This window comes from Cyanobium sp. Candia 9D4 (assembly GCF_024346155.1).
GTDB classification, from domain to species: Bacteria; Cyanobacteriota; Cyanobacteriia; order PCC-6307; family Cyanobiaceae; genus Cyanobium; species Cyanobium minutissimum.
The window spans coordinates 35536-54133 of sequence record NZ_JAGQCK010000012.1; the positions used below are offsets into that span (position 1 = coordinate 35536).

Genomic DNA, 18598 nt, shown 5'->3' on the forward strand with positions numbered 1-18598 from the left:
GGCCCGGATCGGTGCGGTGGCCGTGGCGACGTCGCCGGGGAGGGAACGGCAGCGGAACGGCGGCGGCAGCGCGGGGGAACTGCAGCGCCACGGCGGCGGCCAGCGCCGCAGCCACTCGACAGCCGCTCCCCCGTGGCGGCACTGGCCGCGGCGCTGGCCTCCAGGACCGATTCCTGCTAGTACGGATGTACTTTTTCCGCGGCCATGGCCTCCTTCCCAGTCCCCGCTCCGGATCCCGCTCCAGATCCCGCACCGCACCACGCACCGCACCCCGCACCACACCCCGCTTCGCACCGCGACGCCTGGCCCTATCTGGGGCCCGAGCAGCTGCTCCCCAGCCGCAGCCGGCACGTCTGCCTCACCTGCCAGTGGTTCCGTCACCACGCCGGCGCCGACGACGTCCCCCTGCTGAGCTGCCAGTGGCATCAGGCCCTGATCTGCCACGGCGACCATCTCACCCAGCGCTGTCCGAGCTGGCTCGAGCCCCGGCAGCGAAGCTCCGGCTGGTGCCCGGAGGCCGCCTGAGGTCATCCTCCGGAGGAGGCGGGGCCCTCATTAGGGTGAGCCCTGCCCGATCCCGTCCGCATGGCCCCCGACCGCATGGCCATCGTCCGCGCGCAGGGCCTCGGCAAGACCTACCGGGTGGCCGACAAGCAACCCGGACTGGCCGGCACCCTGCGTCACTTCGTGAATCGCCGCGAGCGCCTGATCGCGGCCGTGCAGGACGTGAGCTTCTCGATCGAGCCGGGGGAGTTCGTCGGTTTCCTGGGGGCCAACGGCGCCGGCAAGACCACCACCCTCAAGATGCTCACGGGGTTGATCCACCCCACCAGCGGCACGGTGGAGGTGGCGGGCTGCCAGCCCCACCGCCGCGAGGCGGCGTTTCTCGGTCAGATCACCCTGGTGATGGGCCAGAAGCAGCAGCTGATCTGGGATCTGCCGCCGCTCGATTCCCTGCGGGTCAACGCGGCCGTCTACGGCATCCCTCCGGCGGAAAGCCGCCGCCGCATCGCCGAGCTGGCGGAGATGCTCGAACTGGGGGACGAACTGCGCCGGCCGGTACGCAAGCTCTCCCTCGGCCAGCGGATGAAGGCGGAGCTGCTGGCGGCCCTGCTGCACCGCCCCTCGGTGCTGTTCCTGGATGAACCCACCCTTGGGCTGGATGTGAACGCCCAGGCCCGGGTGCGCACCTTTCTGGCCGACTACAACCGCCGCTTCGGCGCCACCGTGCTGCTCACCAGCCACTACATGGCCGACATCACCGCCCTGTGCCCCCGGGTGCTGCTGATCCACGAGGGCCACCTCTTCTACGACGGCAGCCTCGAGACGCTCACCCAGCGGCTGGCGCCCTGCCGGGAGGTGCGCCTGGAGCTGCATGCACCCATGGGGGCCGAGGCCTTCGCCAGCTACGGCGAGGTCGAGGCCATCGAGGGCCGGGAGGTGCGGCTGCTGATCCCGCGGGAGCGGCTCACCGAGCAGGTGGGTCGCTTGCTGGCCGACCTGGCCGTGGTCGACCTGTCGGTGTCCGACCCACCGATCGAGGACATCATCGGCCGGCTGTTCCATCAGGGGGCCCTGGCATGAGCGGGGTCCCTGGCCTGCGCCGCCCCCTGCGCCAGCGGCTGGGCCACGCCCGCCGCATCGCCGCCGTGCTGCTCTCCAGCCAGTACGCCTACATGCTCGAGTACCGGGCCGAGATCGTGCTGTGGGCGCTCTCGGGGGTGCTGCCGTTCATCATGCTGGGCCTGTGGAGCGCCGTGGATGCCGGCGGCGGGCTGGGGATGAGCTCCCTGCAGCTGGCCCGCTACTTCCTGTCGGCGTTCGTGGTGCGCCAGTTCACGATCGTGTGGGTGATGTACACCTTCGAGGAGGACAACCTCAACGGCCGCCTGTCCCCGTATCTGCTCCAGCCCCTGCCCCTGGTGTGGCGCTACGTGGCCGCCCACCTCTCGGAGCAGGCCACCCGGCTCCCCTTCGTGGCGCTGCTGGTGGGACTGTTCTTCCTGCTCTATCCCGCCGCCTTCTGGTGGCCCTCGCTGCCATCGCTGCTGCTGACGCTGCTGGCCACCCTGGCGGCCTTCGCCCTGCGCTTCCTGATGCAGTTCACCCTGACGATGGTGTGCTTCTGGAGCGAGAAGGCCAGCGCCCTGGAGCGCCTCCTCTATCTGCCCTACCTCTATCTCTCCGGCCTGGTGGCCCCCCTGGCCCTCTATCCCGAGGGGGTGCGCAACTTCGCCTTCTGGACCCCCTTTCCGTACATGGTGGATGTGCCCGCCAGGATCCTGGCCGGTGAAACCGTGCCGGTGCTCCAGAGTTTCGCGGCCATGGCCGCATGGGCCGCCCTGCTGCTGCCGATCAACCTGCTGCTGTGGCGGCGGGGCCTGCGCCACTATTCGGCCATGGGGGCGTGATGGGCCGCTATCTCACCACCCTGCGGGTGTTCTGGATCGCCTCGCTGACGGCCGAGCTGGAGTACCAGGCCAATTTACTGATCGAGCTGGTGGCCACGGCCGGCAATCTCGTGGGCAGCATCTTCGTGCTGTCGCTGTTCTACGGGCGCGGCCAGTCCCTGGGGGGCTGGAGCTGGGAGGGGGCCCTGGTGGTCCTGGGGGTCTACACCCTGCTGGAGGGGATCACCAGCACCCTGCTGCAGCCGAATCTCAGCACGATCGTGGCCCACGTGCGCACGGGCAGCCTGGATTTCGTCCTGCTCAAGCCGATCGACAGCCAGTTCTGGCTCTCGGCCCGCACCTTCTCCCCCTGGGGGCTGCCCGGCATCGCCCTGGGGGCCGGCCTGATCGGCTACGCCGCCTGGAAGGCCGGCGCCACCCCGGCGCCCCTCACCCTGCTGGGGGCGGCCCTGATGCTGGTGGCCAGCCTGATGATCCTGTACAGCCTCTGGTTCGTGCTGGCGGCCAGCAGCATCTGGTTCGTGAAGATCTGGAACGCCACCGAAGTGCTGCGCAGCGTGCTGGTGGCGGGCCGCTTTCCGGTGAGCGCCTTCCCGGCCGGCCTGCGGGCCTTCTTCACCTTCATCGTGCCGGTGGCCTTCCTCACCACCGTGCCGGCCGAGGCGATCCTGGGACGGGCCTCCGGCCCCTGGCTGCTGGCCGGTGGCGCGGTGGCCATCGCCTCGGTGCTGGTGAGCCGCCGCTTCTGGCAGTTCGCCCTGCGCTTCTACACCTCCGCCTCCAGCTGAATGGAGCCCCTCGTCCCCCTGCCTCTGGAGGAACTGCCGGAGCTTCCCCCGCTGGCCCTGGCGGTGGTGGGCCACGTGGAGATGGTGAGCTTCATCGGCGTGGACCATCTGCCGGCGGCCGGCGAGATCCTCCATGCCGAGGATTTCTGTGAGCTGCCCGCCGGTGGCGGTGCCGTGGTGGCCGTGCAGATGGCCCGGCTCACGGGAGCGCGGGTTCCTTTCTTCACCGCCCTGGGCGAGGACGCCCTAGGGCGCCGGGCCGCCGAGGAGCTCGAGGCCCTGGGACTGGAGCTGCACATCGCCTGGCGGGCGGCCCCGACCCGGCGGGGCCTCACCTTCATCGACGCCGCCGGCGAGCGCACGATCACGGTGATCGGCGAGCGGCTGATGCCCACCGCCGCCGATGGACTGCCCTGGGACCGGCTGGCTCAGACCGACGGCGTCTTCGTCACCGCCACCGATGCCGGCGGCCTGCGGCTGGCGCGGCGGGCCCGGGTGCTGGCCGCGACGCCGCGCGTGCGGCTGGCGGCCCTGCGGCAGGCGGGTGTGACCCTCGACGCCCTGATCGGCAGCGCCACCGACCCCGGCGAGGCCTACCGGCCCGAGGATCTCGATCTGCCGCCACGGCTGCGCATCGGCACCGAGGCCGAGCGGGGCGGGGTGCTGGTTCCCGGCGGCCGCTATGCCGCCGTGCACCGCACGGGGCCGGTGCGGGATGCCTATGGCGCCGGCGACAGCTTCGCCGCCGGCGTCACCACCGCCCTGGCCGCCGGCTGGGACCTGCGGCAGGCGATCAGCCTCGGCGCCCACTGCGGGGCGGCCTGCCTTGATGGCCGCGGGCCCTACGCCAGCCAGCTGCGGCTCAGCCGCCGCTGACCAGCAGCAGCAGGCGGTTGCCCTCCGGATCGGCCAGCCAGGCCTCGGCCCCGAAGGGTTCCTGCCGCGGCGGCTCCACCGGCACCGCGCCCAGGGCCAGCACCACGGCGAGCCAGTCGTGGAGCACCTGCAGGGGCGGGGCCTCACCCGCCGGGCGGGAGAAACAGAGGGCCAGCCGGCCTTCGGCGCGGGGGCGGGGACGCTGCCGAGAGGGGGCGTAGATCTCCAGATGGCCCCCTCCCGGCCAGGGCAGACGCCAGTGGCTGGAGCTGAAGCCCCTCAGGGGGTCCGTCCCCAGCAGGGCGCCGTAGAAGGCGGCCAGCCGCTCGGGGGCATCGGCGGCCAGCACCAGGAAGGGCGCCGGGGCGGGGGGCGTCATGACGGAAGCAGCCGGGGCTCGCCACCATGGCAGCAGAACGGATCCCCGGTGGCCATGGCGGTGCAGGTGCTGAACGAGGCGGAGCGGCGCAAGCTGGACAGCTCCGATGACGCCCTCTTCTATGCCGAACCCCGCTTCGTGCAGCACCTCGACGCTGCCTTCCGCCGCCGGCTGACGGCGCTCTACCGGGAGCGGATCCCCCCCTGCGCGGTGGTGCTGGATCTGATGAGCAGCTGGGTGAGCCACCTGCCGGAGGACATCACCTATGAAGAGGTGATCGGCCATGGCCTCAACGGGGCCGAACTGGCGGCGAACCCGCGACTGGATCGGTACTGGTTGCAGAACCTCAACCAGGACCAGCACCTGCCCCTGGCGGACGCCAGCGTCGATGCGATCCTGATGGTGGCGGGCTGGCAGTACCTGCAGCGCCCCGAGCCGGTGGCGGCCGAACTGCTGCGGGTGGTGCGCCCCGGCGGCCAGGTGATCGTGGCCTTCTCGAACCGGATGTTCTTCCAGAAGGCCCCCCAGATCTGGACCGACGGCAGTGACCGGGACCATCTGGCCTATGTGAGCCGGGTGCTGCAGGCCCAGGGCTGGCCGGCACCGCAGCTGATCGCCGAGCCGACCCGGGCCGAGGGGCCCATGGGCTGGCTGGGGGGGCAGGGGGATCCCTTCTTCGCCGTGGTGGCCGAAAAACCGACGCCATAGGTCCTGCCGATGTCCGAATCCCTCCCGTCACCGAAACCAGTGGAGCCGCTGCCCCCCTGGCGAGCGCTGCTGCGCGGCGCCCTGGAGCGGCAGGGCCGCTCCCCCCAGGCCCGCTGGCTGCAGCTGGCGTCCGTGGCGGCGGACGGCACCCCGCGGGTGCGCACCCTGGTGTTCCGCTGCTGGGCCGGCGCGGCCTGCCTCGACCTGCTCACCGACCGTCGCAGCGCCAAGAGTGGCGAGCTCGCCGGCACCGCCCCTGTGGAGCTTTGCTGGCTGCTGCCCAGGGCCCGCAGCCAGTTCCGTCTGCGGGGCCAGCGGCTGCCGCTCGATGGCGACGAGGAGCAACGGGCCCTGACCTTCCACTGGCAGGCCCTCACCCCCCGGGGCCGGGCCCTGTGGGGCTGGCCGGCGCCGGGGGAACCCCTCCAGAGCGTGGGCCCGTTCCCGCGGGAACTGGGGGAGGACACCCCGCGTCCGGAGCACTTCGAGCTGCTGCGGGTGCGGCTGCAGCGGGTGGAGCTGCTGGAACTGAGCGGTCACCCGCACCGGCGCCGCCACTGGCGGGCCGACGACGGCTGGCAGGAGGAGTGGCTCAATCCCTGAACTGGTTCCCTGAATCGCGTCCTTGAGCTGAGCCCGGGAGCTTGCCCCGCCGCCGCGGCAGCCACAGTTAACAGATCGTTACATTATTGTGGGGGAAAGCGAGCGACCCATGCTGGATGCCCTGTTTCCCATCGTTTACATGGTGAGCTTCGCGGTGATCGCCGGCGGGGCCTTCGCCCTGATGACCCAGAACCTGCGCAGCGCCGCCTCCACCCCCTCGCCACGGCAGCGCCACCCGGAAGCACCGGCCCAGGGCGAGGAGGTGCTCTACGTCGACCTCAGCCGAGAGAGGCTCGAGAAGCTCTACGAGCAGGCCGGCTGAGGCCGCCGCTCAGGCCGGGAAAACAGTGATGTTCGCCATCTCCCGGTAGGTGTCATCGGCCATGGCATCCACCCGGAACGCGGTCCAGGTGGCGAAGGGTTCCGGATCACTGGCGGCCACCGGCCATTCGATGCGCCGCTTCTGATACGTGAGCCCCACACAGGTCAGAGCCTGGTCGTCAGCCATCAGGGACCAGAGCAGCTGCAGGTCGCTGCGCTGATAGGCGACAGGCCCCTCCTGCAGGCAGGAATCGGCGGGGTAGCCAGGGGAGAGCTCGAGGGCGCGTTGATTTTCCCAGCAGAGATAGTCGCCGTTCTCCGTGGGGTAGAACCAGCAGGTCTCGTTGTCCGCTTCCCTCAGGGAGAACTGGTCGAGACAGCGGACCGACGCGATCGCCAGGCCCTCGGCCGGATGGCCTCCGTTCGGCGGCCGCACCGGGCCGCTGAGCTCGTAGGCGCCAAGCCAGAGGGCGCGGGGCTCGAGGTGGGGCACCACCGCATCGCAGATCAGCCGCCGCGCCGGAACCGGATCTGCAGGCGGCACCGGATCTGCAGGCGGGACCGCCGGCTCCTCGGGGCAGGGGGAGGGGCGCAGGGGCTCGAAGGGGTCGGCCCCACTGACGTTGGCCTGGCCGGCGCTCACCAGGTCGTCCAGGTTGAGGGATGTCTCGCCGGGCACCCGGAACATGCGCAGGGCAATGCCGCTGCGGACGCCGAGACGCTGGGCCGCCAGTAGGTCCTCCCAGGCGGCGCCGTCACCGGGAAGGCCTCCCTCGGGAGCCAGTACGAAGACGAGAGCGTGCGCCATGGGGAAGCGGGGGGAACGCCGCAGACATCAAAGCCCGGATGGCAGAACCACCCGGGCCGATGCGGACGAAGGCAGGAGCCAGACTCAGCCGAGGCCGATCTGGGCAAGGATGCCCTGGCCGGTGAGGATTTCGGTGCCGAGGCCGATCACGAAGCCGAGCATGGCGAGGCGGCCATTCCAGGTTTCAGCGAAGGCGACGAAGCCGAAGCGGGTGGTGGAGTCAGACATGGGTGGGTTCGTTGCGAAACTTGAAGGGAGTGTAAACGATCGTGAAGCGTTGTGACTGTCGTCAACGATGCCGTCGGCGACCCAGGGGCTCGATCCACTCCTCCAGCACCCCGGCGGCCGGGGCCGGCGAGGCGATGGCTTCGGAGGCGTCGGCCGTGGGGGCCAGGCGACAGCCCAGCTGGATGTCCCCCTGGTCAAGCAGGCGGCCCAGCCGCAGGGCCGTGGCCTCCTCCAGCCGGGAGAAGCGGTCCTGGCCGTGGGTGAGCCAGGAGAGCTCGGCGGGGGTGATGACGCCAGTGGACAGGGATTCGAGGTAGAGCTCGCCGACCGTCATGGCTGATGTAACGGAACGTGAAGATTGTGGCGCGGCTTCCGGGCAACCGCGGACCGCGGCGGAACGCGCCAGAGGCTGCGGCTGGAGGGCCGCTCACGGCCGACACAACACAAGCTTTACAATTCTTAAGACGTTCATCGGGGGCGGGTCTGGCTGACCTGTCCTTTTTTTTTGGCGCGCTGCCCGGGTGGCCGCACCAGGATGGGGGGGCAGTCGGCGGCCGGGCGGATGGAGACGGAAACGGTGCTGCCCCTGGCCGGGGCGGCGGTGCTGATCGTGATGGTGGTGGTGGGCGTGGTGGTGGTGGTGCTGCGGCCCAGCGACCTGCCGAAACGCTGAAACGGACTCCTGGGCTGTGGTGATGGCGCTTCAGGTGGTCTGGTTCAAGCGCGATCTGCGCCTCGCCGACCACCGCCCCCTGGTGGAAGCGGCCCGGCGCGGACCGGTGCTGCCCCTCTACGTGGTCGAACCGGAGCTGTGGCGCCAACCGGACAGCTCGGGCCGCCAGTGGAGCTTCTGCCGGGAGGCGCTGGAGGAGCTGCGGCAGGCGCTGGCCGAACGGGGGCAGCCGCTGGTGGTGCGGGTCGGCGAGGTGGTGGCCGTGCTGGAGGCCGCCCACCGCCGCCTTGGTATCGCCGGCCTCTGGAGCCACCAGGAGACCGGCAACCTCTGGACCTATGCCCGGGACCGGCGGGTGGCCGCCTGGGCCCGCGAACGGGGGATCCCCTGGCAGGAGGTGGCCAGCTTCGGGGTGACCCGGGGACGACGGGATCGCCGCGGCTGGGCCCGGGACTGGGAGCGGCGCATGGCCGAACCGCTGCTGGAGGCGCCCGTCGCCCTGCCACCCCTGGCGGGGATCGCCCCCCGGGAGCTGCCCAGCGCCGCCGATCTGGGCCTGGCGGCGGACCCCTGTCCGGCCCGGCAGCGGGGTGGTCGGCGGGCCGGCCTTGAGCTGCTGGATGGCTTTCTTCGCCAGCGGGGCCGGAGCTACCACCGCCGGCTCTCCAGTCCCCTGACGGCCTTCGAGGGCTGCTCGCGGCTCTCGCCCCACCTGGCCTGGGGCACCCTGTCGATGGGGGAGGTGACCCAGGCCACCCGGGCCCGACGGGCGGCCCTGGCGACGGTGCCGGCCGAGGTCGCCGCGGGCTGGCCCCGGGCCCTGGACGCCTTCCTGTCACGCCTGCACTGGCACTGCCACTTCATCCAGAAGCTGGAGAGCGAGCCAACGATCGAGGTCCTGGAGCTCCACCCCGCCACCCGCCACCTGCGCGTCACCGACCCCGGGCGGCTGGCGGCCTGGAGCGAGGGGCGCACCGGGGTGCCGTTCGTGGATGCCTGCATGCGCGCCCTGCGGGCCAGCGGCTGGATCAACTTCCGCATGCGGGCGATGCTGCTGTCGTTCGCCAGCCATCACCTCTGGATCGACTGGCGCGACAGCGGCCTGCACCTGGCCCGCCAGTTCGTGGACTACGAACCCGGCATCCACTGGAGCCAGTGCCAGATGCAGAGCGGCACCACGGGCATCAACACGATCCGGATCTACAACCCCATCAAGCAGGGCCGCGACCACGACCCCGAGGGTGCGTTTCTGGGGCGCTGGCTGCCGGAACTGGCCGGGGTGCCCGCGATCTGGCGCCACGAGCCATGGCGGATGGATTCGGCCACCCAGGCCGCCAGCGGCTGCCGCATCGGCCTCGACTACCCGGCCCCGATCGTGGAGGTGGCCGCCGCCGCCCGGGAGGCCCGGGAACGGCTCTGGGGCCTGCGCCGCCAGCCCGGCTTCGGCGACGCCGCCGATGCGATCCAGGAACGGCACGGCTCGCGCCGCTCGGGCCTACCCCCCTCCGGCAGGGGGAGAAGCGGCGGCAGCCGTCGCCGGCAGCCGCCGGTGGCCGAGGGCCAGCTCAGCCTGGACCTGGGCCTGGACCTGGAGGGTGCTTCACGTTCCTTTACCTAAATCGCCAGAATCTTCATAAATCTCCCGGTGCCATGACCACCACGCTCCTGCTCGAGCTCTTCGCAGGCTTCTTCACCGCCTTCATCGCCCTGTGGGTGCTGGCGCTCAACCGTCCGACGGCCGCCGCACTCGTGCCCAGCAGCCTGGAGGAGCGTGCGGATCCGGCCCCTGCCACCCCCATCGCCGCCACGGTGCGCCAGGCCCTGAAGGCCTACGTCCTGCGGGAGGGACGGCTGGCCAACCTCGGACTGCTGATCCTCCGCCTGGCGATCGGGGCGATGATGATCCACCACGGCCAGGACAAGCTGGCCGACCCGCAGGCCTTCGCCACCAACTACGTGGTCCCCCTGCACCTGCCCTTCCCCCTGGTCCTCGCCCACGTGGCGGGCTACTCGGAAATCTTCGGCAGCTGGCTGCTGATTCTCGGTCTGCTGTCCCCTCTCGGGGCCCTGGCCCTCACCGGCACGATGGCCGTGGCCTCCTACCACCACATTCTCACCAGCGGTTTCAACATCTACGTGCTGGAGCTGGTGGTGCTCTATCTGGGCGGCAGCCTGGCCCTGCTGCTGGTCGGCCCGGGCCGCTACTCGTTTGATGCCGGCATCGTCGCGGGGCTGCTGGAGGACACCGGCGATTCCCTCGCTGTCGAGGACGTTGCAACGGAAGAGACCCCGGCTTACGGACTGATGGGGGAAGGGGCCTGAGGGCCCTCCAGCCACCGTCCTGACCAGGTCCGGTGGGAGCGTTCAGGGATTGGCCGTGGATGGCTCGGATCCCCTCGCCTTGCCTGCGGACAACCGGGGTGCTCCCCCCCCAGCGGAGCTGCACCCCGCCCCCGACATCCCAGGCGGTGCCGGCGCCATAGAACCCGGCGCCGCCTCGGATGAAGAACGTGGTGTTGTCCTTCAGGGTGTAGGCCAGGCCCGCCTGCAGTCCCAGTCCACCGCTCTGGCTGATGGGGCCCGCGGGCAGCGTGGTGGCCAGAGCGGTTTCGTCCGTGACCCCATTGGGAGGGACCTGGCCCAGAAATCCTGCCCCCAGCCAGCTGAGGCGCACCGAGGGCGTGAGCAGATTCCTGCCCTGGGGCAGGGGGGCCCTCCAGGTGACACCGATGTCGGCGGTGCCGACGGTGCTGCTGGAGGCGGGCACACTCCAGAAGCGGTTGGTGAACCCGTCGAAGACCGTCGCACCCCCCAGCGAGAGGCTGGTCAGGGTGAGCAGAGCGCTGGGTTCGAGAACCTGACGATCGGACAGCCGGATCCTGCCCCCGACATGGGTGGCCAGATGGAGAGCGCTGCCGCCGACCGAGGCCGTGCTGTAGCGGGCACCGATGGCGTTGGAGCTGCTGATGCCGAACGGTTGATCGGTCGTCAGCGCATCGCCTCCCAGGGCCGCCCCGACGAACCAACGGGGTTTGGAGAACTGCATCAGCACCCCGCCACCAGCCAGGGTGCCGTTGGCGGAGCGGCCTTCGAAGGGGACACCGACATCACTGACAGCGCCTGCCTCCGCCTGAAGCGATCCGAAGCGACCGAAGGCGCCGATCACCAGATCGCCCAGGGCGTAGTCGAGACGCAGACCCGTCTGGGCCCCGCCCGCCGATGAGGGGCCGCCGGCGACACCGCCCAGGAGGGGACCGCCGAAGCCATTGGCGAACACCTGAAACCGCCAGCCGTCCCGCGCACCGAAGTAGCCCCCCGGCTGAACACTGAAGCGGAAGGCTGAGGCGGAAGGCCCCTCGGCCTCCGGGGCGGCCAGGGGGGAGGACTCACGCACCTTCTGGGGCAGGGGCTCCAGCAGATCACGGCTGAAGCTGCGCCAGCCCATGCCCATCCCCAGGGGAAGCAGCCGTGCATCGAGTCGGTCGACATCGACCCGCAGGGGGAGGATCGGCGCGGCGGGGCCTGGCGCCACCGAGGCCGCCGGCGAAGGCGACGGGGTGGACGGCGAAGGCGTCGGGGGCAGTGGGGTGACGGGGGGCAGGCAGAACTCCGCCTCGGTTCCATCGGGGCAGGTCGCCGCGCGGGCCGGGCCGATGGCGACGGCCGCTGCGAGGACGAAGCAAGGAAGGAGGGAGAGGGGACCTCCGATGGACTTCGAAGACCGGGCGGAAGCGGGGGACAGCGAGACCGGGGATTCAAGGCCATAGAGACACCGAAGCAAGTTTCTGATCACACTTTTGTTTTCGATTTCCTAGCGATAAACCGCGTATGTCGTGGCTGAAAACGTGTTTTCTTGGGGCGCTATAAAGATTTTCTACGACAGCTTTAATGTTCTTAACCCGTGATTTCTAGAACTTCCCCGTGACATCGAAACAGCCCATCTCCTGTTCATGCTCCTGACAAGTGAGGTCGGTGGAATAAGATCCCGACAACGCGAACTGTTGGCCAGATCAAGGCATGAACATCCTCAGGCTTGAGCTCCTGGCAGGACTTTCGGGTCAAGCCAGTCTTTCCGCTGCGGCCTGGAGCGAACCCCTGTATCGACAGTTCGTGCCGCAACAATCTCTCGATCTGACCCTGCCGGGAGACATCGAGCGGCTCTGGACCAGCGCCCTGTCGAACGTCAACAGAATCCTCGAAGACCTACCCCTCCGGGATGACTATGAGGATCTGCTGAATGAGTCGTTCGCCACCGCCGGCACCGATTCCGATCAGTTCCAGTCCCGGGTGATTTCGCTCGCTCAGGTGTTGCGGGGGCCAGGCCTTCAGCTGGCGATCGAACGGCGCAGCGGAGAGGAACTCTCAGGCGCCAGCGGTGCCTACACACCCGGCGATCCTGATGGGCGGCAGAGGATCTACATCAATGCCAACTGGCTGTCCCTGGCCACCTCCGTGGAGGCCATCCAACGCGTCCTGCTGGAGGAAGTGGGTCACGCCATCGATCAGTGGCTGAACGGCCCCCTTGATACCCGGGGGGATGAGGGCGCCCTGTTCGCCGCCCTGGTCACCGGTGCTCCCCTGGTTGAGGCGCAGCGGGCGGCGATCCTGGCCGACAACGACCAGCACCAGCTCCTGATCGATGGCCGCTGGCTGGCCGCGGAGTTCGCCGCCGCCCCGGTGCTGAGCGACAGCTTCGTCGGCACCCGCATCACCGCCGAGGACACCCCCCTGGCCATCACCGGCCTGAGCGTGGCCGACAGCGACAACGGTGGGGGCCCCATCACGCTGCGGCTGCGGATCACCACCACGGGGGGCACCGCCACCCTGGCCAGCGCCGCCCTGATCACCAGCGGCAGCAACGGCAGCGCCGATCTCACCCTGGAAGGCAGCCTGGCCGCCATCAATGCGGCGATCGCCAGCCTCCTGTTCACGCCGGCGGCCAACGCCAACAGCGTCAACACGCCGCTGGCGCCCAGCCTCACCCTGACCGCCACCGATCTCACCAATGACGACGGCCCCATCAGCCTCACCACCGGGCCGATCCAGGTCACCCCGGTCAACGATGCCCCCACCCTGGTCACCAGCCCCCTGGTGGTGGCGGAAGGCGGCACTTCCAACTTCACGCTGGCGAACTTCACCCTCTCGGATGTGGACAACCTGCCCGAGCAGGTGATCTACCGGATCACCTCCCTGCCGGGCAAAGGAACCATCAGGCTCAATGGCAATCCCCTGGTGGTGGGCTCCAGCTTCTCAGGCAGCTTCAGGGGAAGTTTCACCTACACCCATGACGGCTCCCAGGTGCTGCCCGGGGTGATCGCCGGCAGCGACAGTGATGCCGTCACCGTCTCCGTCGACGATGGAGCCGGCGGGCGGATCGCTTCGGCGACCGTGCCGATCAGCCTCACCCCCGTCAACCAGGCACCGGCCGTGAGTGGCTCGGTTGCCGTCTTCGAGGGCCAGCGGGGGGTGCCGGTCACCCTCAGCATCAGTGATGCCGACCAGGCCGCGGGCGTGGCCCACACGGTCGTGATCACCTCCCTGCCCCTGCGCGGCACGCTCCGCTACAACGGCACCCCGATCACGGCACCGTTCACCCTTCCTTCGCTGGCGGGCCTCACCTACGACCACGACGGCAACGACCTCAACGGCGGCTTCCCCCCGAACGAGAGCTTCGGCGTCCGCGTCAGCGACGACGGCGGCGGCCAGGGAACCGGCGGGGTGCTCAGCGGCAACGCCGTCATCACCCTGGCGGTGCAGCGGGTCAACGATGACCCCACCCTCACCGCCAACAACCCGATCGTCACCCCCACCGGCAGCACGGCGATCACGGCCGCCGCCCTGAGGGTCAGCGATGCGGATTCGCCGTCCTCCAACCTCACCTACACCCTTACGGCGGCAGCGGATCCGGCCCGGGGGCAGCTGCAGGTGTTCCGTGGCGGCACTTGGGTGGGCCTGCTCAGCGGCGGCAGCTTCAGCCAGGACGACATCGACACCGGTCGGCTGCGGTTCAACTTCGTCAACGGCACCCCATCGGGCACCACGGCGGACTTCACGTTCACGGTGGAGGACGGCGCCATCGGCCTGCTTCCCGGCGGCTTCACCCAGACCCGCGACGGCGGCATCCACACCAACAGCTCGCCCCAGCCCCTGCCGGGGGATCCGCTGACGCCGATCAGCTTCAGCCTCACCTACCGCAATCCCCTCGGCACCAGCAGCAGCGGCGGCGGCAACGCGCCCACCACCCTGCCAGCCAATGCCGCCCCCAGCCTGGCCACCAACAACCTGCTGCGCACCAGTGAAGGTGCCACGGTGACGATCCGGGCGACGGATCTGGCGATCAGCGACAGCGACAGCAACCCGGCCGAGCGGGTCTACCGGCTCACGGCCGCGCCCGCAGGAGGCAGCCTGCAGCGCAACGGCGTGGTCCTCAACAACCTGGACGTCTTCACCCAGGACGACATCAACAACGGGCGGCTCACCTTCGTGCACGGTGGAGGGGAAGTCTTCGATTCCGGCTTCCGCTTCAACATCAGTGATGGCCGCAGCGTCGTCAGCAACGGAGCCAGCGATTTCCGCTTCGCGATCCGGGTCACGCCGATCAACGATGCCCCCAGCGCCAGCGTCAGTGGCAGCACCAGCCTGCTGGTGGAAGGGGGCACCTTGACCTTCAACAGTTCCAGCCCCGGACCGCTGCTGGGGGCGGCGGAGCGCCGCGACATCACCATCGCCGACGTGGATGGTTCGGGACAGCAGGTGTTCGCCGGAGCTCCCGGCAACCCCAACCCCGGCGCCGATGCCCTCTGGGATCCGGGCAGCTTCTCCCAGGCCGACACAGCCGACCAGCGACGGCTGCGGATCGACACCCTGCCAGCCAACGGCGTGCTCGAGTTCGACGCCACCGGCAGCGGCGCCTGGACCGTGATCGGCGATGGCAGCGGCGGCAGCCTCAATCGCGCCACGCTCCGCCTCAGCCAGAGCCAGCTGTCGGCGGGGCGTCTGCGCTACCGCCACAGCGGCAACGACGGGCCCGGGGAACTGGCCGACAGCTTCGTCTTCACCCCCCTCGACCGCTTCGACGCCCCCGGCGCCCCGGTGACGGTGCCCCTGACGATCGCGCCCCTGAACGACCCGCCGGCTGAGATCGAAAACACCCCCCTCACCGTGGCGGAAGGTTCCCGCGGTGTGATCACTGGAAGCGCCAGCAGCAGCACGGCACTCCGGCTGGCGTACGGCGATTCCGATAACAGTCCGATCCAGCGCCAGTACCGGATCACGTCCCCCACCAGCAACGGTCGACTGTTCCTCAACGGCCGTGCCCTGGGTGTGAACAGCGTGTTCACCCAGGCCGATCTCGACAACAACCTGATCACCTACCTGCACGACGGGACCGAGACCAGCAGCGATGCCTTCAGCTTCCGGGTGAGCGACGGCGGTGGCGACAACCCGATCAGCGGTGCCACCAACGAAATTCCCGGCACCTTTGTCATCGCCGTCACGCCCGCCAACGACCTGCCCAGCCTGAGTTCCCCGGGCTCCCTTGACGTCTTCGGCAGCGGCTCCACCCCGGTGGCCGTGGCCAGCGGCGGGCTGCTGCGCGCCACCGACAGCGATCTGGACACGATCGGGAGCGGAGAAACCGATGTGCTGCGGATCGAGGCCCAGCTGCTCGATGGGGCCAATGCGGTGGTGCCCTCCGGGCTGATCTCCTTCACCTCAGCCAATCCCAGCTCAGCGCGGGCCTTCCTGAGCGGCAAGGGCAGCAACAGCCTGGTGGTGCAGGGCACCCGCAGCGAAATCCATGCGGTGCTCGCCAGCCTCACGGTGGCCTTCGGCGCCGACCTGGACGCCAGCAGCCTCAAGTTGCGGGTCAGTGTCGACGACCGCCTCTACAGCGCCGTGGGCGTCCTGGGGGTGGGGGCCAATGGTGGACCGGTGAACCAGAACGATGGGGCCGGCAATCCGGTGCCCATCGGCGCCGCCAGCAACCGGATCAGCCGCGACATCGCGCTGACGGCCTCCAACCTCAACGATCTGCCCACGATCACCAACCCCACGCTCTTCAGCGTCAACGAGGACGCCAGCGTCAGCTTGGGCGGCTTCGTGCTGGCCGACGCCGACAGCTTCGGTCGCAACGTGACCGTGCAGGTGCAGCTGTTCCGCGATGCCGCGCGAACGGTTCTGGCCAATGCCACCAGCGAAGGGCGGCTGCTGCTGGGCGCCATCGCCGGCCTGAGCACCGCCAGCGGCGATGGCACCAACACGATCACCCTCACCGGCCCGCTGGGCGCGGTGCAGACCGCCCTCAACCTGCTGCGCTTTGCGGGGGCCCCCGACTTCAACGGTGCCGGTGGTGGCCTGGGGAACCTGTATCTGCGCACCAGCCTCACCGATTTCGGCCACGCCAATGTGCCGGCGGGCAACCGGGTGACCGTCGACAACAGCGTGCGCATCACCCCGGTCAACGATGCGCCAGTGCTGGCGGTTCCCGCCAACACCGTGATCGCCAGCGGCACCTTCGTCGACATCAGCAGCGGCTTCGCCGTCCAGGACACCAGGGACACCAGCCAGGGGGCCACCGATGACATCCGGGTGACCCTGAGCGCCACCGACGCCGGCAGCGCCTACGGCACCCTGCTGATCCGGAACGCCAACGGCGCCACCCTCACCAGCAACGGCACGGCCAGCCTGCAGGTGCGCGGGACGCGGGCCCAGGTGCAGGCGGCCCTGAACACCCTCCGTTACACCCCGGCCAATCCCAACGTGGATCGGGTGGTGACGATCACCGCCACCGCCTTCGACGTCGACAACGGGGCCGAGGGCGTGGGGGTGACCGGCAACAACACCAGCGTCGCGTCCTTCACGGTGAACGTGTCGGCCACCAACGAGGCCCCGGTGCTGACGGTGCCGGCCACCCGCATCGTGGTCGAGGACAGCTCCGCCAACGCCTTCAGCGGCGCCAACCTGATCAGCTTCACCGACCCCGACGACTTCGGCGCCCTCGAGCGACTCACCCTCAGCGTCAACCGCGGCAGCATCAACCTGGTCAGCCGCACGGGACTGACCCGGACAGCGGGAAATTACGGCACCGGTTCGCTGACGGTGACCGGCACCAAGGCCAACCTCAACGCGGCCCTGGCCTCGCTCACCTACACCCCCACGGCCAACTTCCACGGCAGCGCCACCCTGACGGTGACCGTCAATGACCAGGGCAGCACCGGCAGCGGCGGCGCCCGGCAGGACGTGAAGACCGTGGCCTTGACGGTGACGCCGCTCAACGACCAGCCCGTCGCCAGCACCAACGTCGTCCTGCCTGCCATTTCGGAAGACGTCGCCGCCGGCGCCATCGCCGGCACCACCCTCAGCAGCCTGGGCTTCGGCTACACCGACGCCACCGATAACCAGACCGCCCGCGGCGGCGGCAACACCGCCACCCCCTTCTCCTTCCTTGCCGTCGTCGGCTCCACGAGCTACACCGCCGCCCAGGGGGTCTGGCAGATCTCCACCTCCGCCACGCCCAACCCCGCCGTCCCCGGCGACTGGATCAACCTCCCCAGCGCCGGTCTCTCCACCAGCGCCGCCCTCGTCTTCAGCGCCGCCAGCCGGGTCCGGTTCCTGCCTGCCGCCAACTTCCACGGCACCCCCGGCCGCCTCCTGGTGCGTCTTGCTGATGCCAGCGCCCCCCTCACCACCAGCGTTTCGGCCACCAGCAGCTTCAACCTCGCCACGGCCGGCGGCACCACCAGCACCGGTGCCTGGAGCGCCGTCAACCGCACCATCGGCACCAGCGTCACCAACATCAACGACCGGCCCACGGCCACCGCCGCCAGCCTCGCCGCCACCACCGAGGACAACCCCAACCCGCCCGGCGCCACCATCGCCGCCCTCGGCTTCGGCTTCAGGGATGCGGCCGACGACCAGCGCGCCGTCACCGGCGGCGCCAATGCCGCCACCGCCTTCGGGGGCATCGCCATCACCGGCAATGCCGCCACCGCCAACCAGGGCGTCTGGCAGTACAACCTCAACACCGGCTCCGGCTGGGTCACCATCGGCTCCCCCTCCGACAGCGCCGCCCTGCTGCTGCCCACCTCCGCCTCGCTCCGCTTCCTCCCCAGCAGCCCGAATGCCAACGGCACCCCGGGCGGCCTTACCCTCCGCGTCGCCGACACCCCCCTGGCCTTCAGCGCCGCCACCAACCTCACGGCCCTGCTGGGGCCCACCGGCCGCTACTCGGACCCCACGTCCCTGGCCACCACCGTCACCCCCGTCAACGACGTGCCGGCCTTCAGCAAGGGGGCGGATCAGGTGCTGCTGGAGGACGCCGGCGCCCAAAGCGTGGTCGGGTGGGCCACGGGCCTGAGCCGCGGCGGCGGCAGCGATGAAGCCGCCCAGGCCCTGAACTTCCTGGTCACCAACAACAACAGCGCCCTGTTCAGCGTCCAACCCACCATCGACGCCAGCGGGCGACTCACCTACACCCCGGCGGCCAACGCCAGCGGCACGGCCACCGTTTCCGTGCGCCTTCGCGACAGCGGCGGCACCGCCAATGGCGGCGTCGACACCAGCGCCATCCAGACGTTCCTGATCACGGTGACGCCGGTCAACGACGATTTCACCGACGCCAACGAAACCCGCTCCATCGCCGAGGACAGCGGCACCGCCACGGGCAGCCTCCTGGTCGGCACCACCAGCCCCGATGGCCCGGTCTCGATCGCTTCGTTCTCCATCGCCGGCCTGAGCGGTCCCTTCCCCCTCGGCAGCCCGACCACCATCGCCGGCGTCGGCAGCCTCACCATCGCCGCCAAC

At 70.1% G+C, this 18598-nt stretch carries 17 protein-coding genes; 13 read left to right on the forward strand and 4 right to left on the reverse strand.

Annotated elements, in window-relative coordinates:
- Window positions 1-204 precede the first annotated feature (204 nt).
- From KBZ08_RS15245 to KBZ08_RS15265, 5 genes are read left to right on the forward strand one after another with little or no spacing between them, the layout of a single operon-like run.
- The gene (locus KBZ08_RS15245; RefSeq protein WP_254974038.1) at window positions 205-525 is read left to right on the forward strand and encodes a galactose oxidase; all 321 of its coding nucleotides are present in this window, start codon (window positions 205-207) and stop codon (window positions 523-525) included.
- A gap of 60 nt (window positions 526-585) precedes the next feature.
- A complete protein-coding gene (locus KBZ08_RS15250; protein WP_181280200.1) occupies window positions 586-1584 on the forward strand; it encodes an ATP-binding cassette domain-containing protein in 999 nt (332 codons plus the stop codon).
- Window positions 1581-2411 (forward strand): ABC-2 family transporter protein, encoded by an 831-nt coding sequence (locus KBZ08_RS15255; RefSeq protein ID WP_106222678.1) that lies wholly within the window; start codon window positions 1581-1583, stop codon window positions 2409-2411. Before KBZ08_RS15250 ends, KBZ08_RS15255 begins: the two co-directional genes overlap by 4 nt.
- On the forward strand, window positions 2411-3199 hold the full coding sequence (locus KBZ08_RS15260) for an ABC transporter permease (protein ID WP_254974039.1): 789 nt from the start codon (window positions 2411-2413) through the stop codon (window positions 3197-3199). Before KBZ08_RS15255 ends, KBZ08_RS15260 begins: the two co-directional genes overlap by 1 nt.
- Window positions 3200-4075, forward strand: coding sequence for a PfkB family carbohydrate kinase (locus KBZ08_RS15265; protein ID WP_254974041.1), 876 nt, complete (start codon window positions 3200-3202; stop codon window positions 4073-4075).
- Here the strand turns inward: KBZ08_RS15265 and KBZ08_RS15270 are convergent.
- Window positions 4062-4454 (reverse strand): VOC family protein, encoded by a 393-nt coding sequence (locus KBZ08_RS15270; protein WP_254974043.1) that lies wholly within the window; start codon window positions 4452-4454, stop codon window positions 4062-4064. The genes KBZ08_RS15265 and KBZ08_RS15270 overlap by 14 nt on opposite strands.
- A 54-nt stretch (window positions 4455-4508) precedes the next feature.
- Between KBZ08_RS15270 and KBZ08_RS15275 the strand changes: the two genes are divergently transcribed.
- The 3 genes from KBZ08_RS15275 to KBZ08_RS15285 all read left to right on the forward strand — a co-directional run bounded on the left by KBZ08_RS15275 (window position 4509) and on the right by KBZ08_RS15285 (window position 6087).
- Window positions 4509-5162, forward strand: a complete 654-nt coding sequence (locus tag KBZ08_RS15275) for a methyltransferase domain-containing protein (protein ID WP_254974045.1) — start codon at window positions 4509-4511, stop codon at window positions 5160-5162.
- A 9-nt stretch (window positions 5163-5171) separates the two neighbouring features.
- On the forward strand, window positions 5172-5765 hold the full coding sequence (locus tag KBZ08_RS15280) for a pyridoxamine 5'-phosphate oxidase (RefSeq protein ID WP_254974047.1): 594 nt from the start codon (window positions 5172-5174) through the stop codon (window positions 5763-5765).
- A 109-nt stretch (window positions 5766-5874) separates the two neighbouring features.
- Window positions 5875-6087, forward strand: coding sequence for a hypothetical protein (locus KBZ08_RS15285; RefSeq protein WP_106222672.1), 213 nt, complete (start codon window positions 5875-5877; stop codon window positions 6085-6087).
- Window positions 6088-6096: 9 nt separating this feature from the next.
- Here the strand turns inward: KBZ08_RS15285 and KBZ08_RS15290 are convergent, their stop codons facing one another.
- From KBZ08_RS15290 to KBZ08_RS15300, 3 genes are all read right to left on the reverse strand, one after another.
- Window positions 6097-6894 (reverse strand): hypothetical protein, encoded by a 798-nt coding sequence (locus KBZ08_RS15290; RefSeq protein ID WP_254974049.1) that lies wholly within the window; start codon window positions 6892-6894, stop codon window positions 6097-6099.
- A gap of 84 nt (window positions 6895-6978) precedes the next feature.
- Entirely contained in the window at window positions 6979-7122 is a 144-nt protein-coding gene (locus KBZ08_RS15295) for a chlorophyll a/b-binding protein (RefSeq protein WP_015108497.1), read from the reverse strand.
- A 61-nt stretch (window positions 7123-7183) separates the two neighbouring features.
- On the reverse strand, window positions 7184-7456 hold the full coding sequence (locus KBZ08_RS15300; protein WP_106222670.1) for a hypothetical protein: 273 nt from the start codon (window positions 7454-7456) through the stop codon (window positions 7184-7186).
- Window positions 7457-7657: 201 nt separating this feature from the next.
- Here KBZ08_RS15300 and KBZ08_RS15305 point away from each other — a divergent pair, with 201 nt between their 5' ends.
- The 5 genes from KBZ08_RS15305 to KBZ08_RS15325 all read left to right on the forward strand — a co-directional run.
- Window positions 7658-7795, forward strand: coding sequence for a hypothetical protein (locus KBZ08_RS15305; protein WP_181280199.1), 138 nt, complete (start codon window positions 7658-7660; stop codon window positions 7793-7795).
- A gap of 22 nt (window positions 7796-7817) precedes the next feature.
- The gene (locus KBZ08_RS15310) at window positions 7818-9413 is read left to right on the forward strand and encodes an FAD-binding domain-containing protein (RefSeq protein ID WP_254974052.1); all 1596 of its coding nucleotides are present in this window, start codon (window positions 7818-7820) and stop codon (window positions 9411-9413) included.
- A gap of 32 nt (window positions 9414-9445) precedes the next feature.
- The gene (locus KBZ08_RS15315) at window positions 9446-10117 is read left to right on the forward strand and encodes a DoxX family protein (RefSeq protein ID WP_254974055.1); all 672 of its coding nucleotides are present in this window, start codon (window positions 9446-9448) and stop codon (window positions 10115-10117) included.
- A 568-nt stretch (window positions 10118-10685) separates the two neighbouring features.
- A complete protein-coding gene (locus tag KBZ08_RS15320; RefSeq protein WP_254974057.1) occupies window positions 10686-11018 on the forward strand; it encodes a hypothetical protein in 333 nt (110 codons plus the stop codon).
- A gap of 887 nt (window positions 11019-11905) precedes the next feature.
- Window positions 11906-18598, forward strand: a 6693-nt coding sequence (locus KBZ08_RS15325) for a cadherin-like domain-containing protein (RefSeq protein WP_315861268.1), incomplete at its 3' end; no start/stop codon positions are given.